The sequence below is a fragment of the Aeromicrobium phragmitis genome (genome assembly GCF_003674095.1).
GTDB classification, from domain to species: Bacteria; Actinomycetota; Actinomycetes; order Propionibacteriales; family Nocardioidaceae; genus Aeromicrobium; species Aeromicrobium phragmitis.
In genome coordinates this window covers 1-603 of record NZ_RDBF01000043.1, presented here as the reverse complement: position 1 = coordinate 603, position 603 = coordinate 1, and the positions used below count along the sequence as shown (strand labels likewise).

Sequence of the window (603 nt, the reverse complement as noted above, 5' to 3'; positions counted from 1 at the left end):
ATCGCTGGCGCGAGCCAGTTCCCCTGGCCTGTTCTCGGTACGCAGTGACCACGCGCCGAGCACCCCGGCTGCCTGCCCCGCGACATGGGACCACACTGGCCCGTTCTCCGGGTCGACCTTCGCCAGCTGCTCATTGACCCTTGCCAGGTCGCCCCACATCTGACGCAGCGTCTCGTCGTCGAGTTGAGCACCACGGCGTTGCCCGGGCAGTGGCTGACCGCGCCACGCGGCCCGCCACTCATCGAGGGCGTCCTCCGGTCGTGACCCCTCCCCCCATGCCATCCGGAGTCGGCTCAGACTGAGGTCGCGGCCGAGCTTGCCACCCGATCGCCAGACCGCGGTCTGCCCGTGCGCGGGTCGGTCCGCCACGGCATATCCGGTGACGTGCTCCTGGCCGCCGGCGGCGAATCGAGGGCGTACCCACAGACCTTCCTCGCGCGCCATCCGCACGAACTCCGCCTCGTTGCTGCTTGCCGCTGCTACCGCTCTGACCGTCATAGCGAGGCGGGCGGTGTAGGTCATCTGACCCACTCCCGCGGCCTCGGTTTCGGTGTACGTTTCCGGTCGAGCCGATCGGCCCTGGTGCCGTCCGTCGACGACCTC

At 69.8% G+C, this 603-nt stretch carries 1 protein-coding gene; it reads right to left on the bottom strand.

Features of this window, described 5'->3' with window-relative positions; translation table 11 throughout:
• Positions 1-522 (bottom strand): hypothetical protein (locus tag D9V41_RS16145; protein ID WP_208006904.1); only part of this gene is annotated, 522 nt, incomplete at its 3' end.
• Positions 523-603: the final 81 nt, after the last annotated feature.